At 52.3% G+C, this 2,907-nt stretch carries 4 protein-coding genes; 1 reads left to right on the forward strand and 3 read right to left on the reverse strand.

The features are described from left to right. Positions 1–762: LamB/YcsF family protein (locus DW089_RS11100; RefSeq protein ID WP_147351171.1), on the reverse strand; the 762-nt coding region annotated here is incomplete at its 3' end. Between the two features lie 284 nt (positions 763–1,046). On the opposite strand from DW089_RS11100, the gene DW089_RS11105 reads away from it, so the two are divergent. Further along, positions 1,047–1,538: a DUF2798 domain-containing protein gene (locus DW089_RS11105; RefSeq protein WP_118287294.1), complete on the forward strand. Its 492-nt coding sequence runs from the start codon at positions 1,047–1,049 to the stop codon at positions 1,536–1,538. 57 nt (positions 1,539–1,595) lie between these two features. Here DW089_RS11105 and DW089_RS11110 read toward each other — a convergent pair whose 3' ends face one another. Both DW089_RS11110 and DW089_RS11680 read right to left on the reverse strand, forming a co-directional pair. Continuing rightward, positions 1,596–2,609 carry a biotin-dependent carboxyltransferase family protein gene (locus tag DW089_RS11110; protein WP_118287295.1) on the reverse strand — a complete coding sequence of 338 codons (1,014 nt, stop codon included), beginning with the start codon at positions 2,607–2,609 and terminating at the stop codon, positions 1,596–1,598. Then, the coding region (locus DW089_RS11680) for an allophanate hydrolase subunit 1 (protein ID WP_233547606.1) at positions 2,606–2,907 on the reverse strand (302 nt) is incomplete at its 5' end. The genes DW089_RS11110 and DW089_RS11680, both read right to left, overlap by 4 nt.

Genomic DNA, 2,907 nt, shown 5'->3' on the forward strand with positions numbered 1-2,907 from the left:
CAGGAACGTACCAGCAGCGGCAATTTCTACGCCATTCTCAGCCAATGCCTTACGGATTTTCTGGGTGAACTGCAGCGCTTTTGGTCCATCTCCATGAACACAAATGGTATCAGCCTTTACAGGAATCACCTTGCCGCTAAGGGTGGTTACCTTCTTATCCAGTACCATGGACAGCACCTGGGCAATGGATTTGTCTTCATCGGTAATCATGGCACCGGGCTGGGTCCGGGGCGTCAGGGAGCCATCTTCCTGGTAGCTTCTGTCCGCAAATACTTCGGAAGCCACTACCAGACCTACCTTTTCCCCTGCCTTGACACTTTCGCTGCCAGCCAGGGCATAGAGAATAATTTCCGGGTCTACATCATAGATGGCTTGGGCAATGGCTTCTGCCAGTTTGGGATCCTTGGCAGCCATATTGTACATGGCCCCATGGGGCTTTACATGCTGCAGTTTGGTGCCATGGGTCTTGGCAAAAGCGGACAAAGCCCCTACCTGATATACTACCATAGCGTACACATCAGCCGGAGACACAGCCATTTTCCGGCGGCCAAAGCCTACCAGGTCCGGATACCCAGGATGGGCTCCCAGAGCCACGCCGCTTTTCACAGCCAGGTCCACGGTCTTTTTCATCACGGACGGATCACTGGCATGGAAGCCGCAGGCAATATTGGCGGACGTAACCAAAGGCAGCACCTCTTCATCCAAGCCAATCTTGTAGGCACCAAAGCTTTCACCCAAGTCAGAATTCAAATCGATTTTCATTCCAGATTCCCCCTAACTCAATTTTTGCATGCAGCCAACTCTACAAACAATAAAACTTCTACGAACGTTAAACATTATACGGTATATATCGTTCGATTCATTTCACTTCACGTATTTTTCACATTATACTGTATACATTATCATAAATCGTTTCGTGAGTTACATTTTCCTTACATTTTATTCTTCTTTGTGGTATACTTATTCATGCAATGAGTATTCTCAGTGATGTAAATCCGATTGCTGAGGATGCTCTTTTTTTATTTGTTTTCAAGGAGTGATCTGGTATGCCCCAATCTCGCAAAGAAGAAATTATTTTTACCTGTATGATGGCTTTTGGCATGGTGCTTTGCATGTCCTGCTACAATTCCGTCTGGTTTGTCGGCTTTTCCGGTAATTGGGTGGCCTTGGCTCTGCACAACCTGTCCCGGGAATACTGGCTGGCCCTGCCGGTGGCCTATTTCATCGGTACGCCCATTTCCCACCGCCTGACCCTGCGGTTCTGGCCCTGGAAGCAAAAGTACTTTCCCATTGGCATGGGGATTTTTACGCCCCTGGTGATGGTTCCCCTGATGACCACCCTAATCCACCTGCTGCTGTTTCAGATTTCTGATCCAGCCGTAATCATTCCGGCGTATGGCCGGAATTACCTGGCAGCCATTCCCTTTCAGCTTCTGCTAGTTGGCCCCCTGGTCCGGTTCTTCTTCCGGAAACTGGTAGCCGAACGGAGACAGGAAGTTTCTGCTGATACTACCGCTCAGGAAAGCAGCTTGGAATAACGCCAAAAAAGAAATACCCCCAAGGACTGGTTAGCTAACCAGTCCTTGGGGGTATTTTTATACATTTTGTAAGGCGTTTTCTTTACGATAGGTCATCAGTGCCGCTTCTTTTAGAAATTCCCGCTGCTTGGCCAACGCTTCTTCCGCTTCTGTCAGCGTCACCAATTTAAAGCGGATTTTTTCTCCCGGACGCAGTTGGGCCAGCCGGGGCAGATCTGCCTGAACCACCTGGCCAATTTTCGGATAGCCCCCGGTGGTCTGCCGGTCCGCCATTAAGATGATGGGATTTCCGTCCGCCGGCACCTGGATGGAGCCAGAGGTTACTGGTTCAGAAATCAGAGACTTGCCCTTTTCCTTGTAGGTAAGAGGCTCTTCCCCGGACAGCCGGTACCCCATCCGGTCCGATTGGGGCGTAATGGTGTAGGGCCGGCCAAAAAAGATATGGTAACTCTCTTCTGTAAACCAGTCATACTGAAGCCCTTCCGCTACCCGAATGGGGCCAGGTTTCAACACGCCTCCATTAGGGAGGGACCAGCCCATACTGGAGAAGGCCTTGCCTCCCTGTTTGGAAAGCTCTGCGGCAAAGGCTTTTTGGCTTTCCGTCAGCGCTCCCACCGTTAGCTCTTCTCCGTCCTTTAAGGGTGCGCCTCCGACTCCGCCCAGTTTGGCCCGCAGGTAGGTGCTTTTGCTGCCCATAACCAGGGGCACGTCAAAGCCCCCAGCTACGGTAAGATAACCACGGGTTCCCGTTTTTGCCATGCCAAAAAGCAGGGTGCTGTCTTCTTTTACATAAATGGCCCGGTTCATAGGCACGGGCACACCGCCCAGTTTGGCCTGGAGGTCAGCACCCGTCAGGGCAAAGACCAGCCCTGCCGGCAGCTTTAGTACGGGCCCGCCCATGGTCATTTCCAGAGCCCCTTCCCCCGGCTTGTTCTGCACCAGTAGATTGCCCAATTCCAGGGACAAGGAGTCCATGGCTCCGCTGACCAGTACTCCATATTTTTGGTAGCCATACCGCCCCAGATCCTGCAGGGTCGTCAAAGGGCCGCCTTTCTTCACAAGGATGTTCATTGTACGGCATCTCCCTTCTCTTTGGCTGCAATCTCGGCATACTCTTCCGGCGTAATGCTGTAAAATTCAATTCTATCCCCTGCCTGGAGCACACTGGGATGCTCCGGATCCTGAGGCCGAAACAGTTCTAGGGGCGTCCGGCCAATCAACTGCCACCCACCAGGGGTTTCCAACGGGTAAGCCCCGGTCTGGGTACCGGCAATACCTACTGTCCCTTTGGGAATTACCAGTCTGGGCGTATCTCGGCGAGGGGTGGCAATGGCTTCCGGCAATCCCCCAATGTAGGGGAAACCGGGAG

The sequence above is a fragment of the Acidaminococcus sp. AM05-11 genome (assembly GCF_003472805.1).
GTDB lineage: Bacteria > Bacillota > Negativicutes > Acidaminococcales > Acidaminococcaceae > Acidaminococcus > Acidaminococcus hominis.

What these genes read in the sequence shown, in the direction of transcription:
- DW089_RS11110 (WP_118287295.1), bottom strand. Translation starts at nt 2,609, where the DNA reads ATGAACATCCTTGTGAAGAAAGGCGGCCCTTTGACGACCCTGCAGGAT.
- DW089_RS11105 (WP_118287294.1), top strand. Translation starts at nt 1,047, where the DNA reads ATGCCCCAATCTCGCAAAGAAGAAATTATTTTTACCTGTATGATGGCT.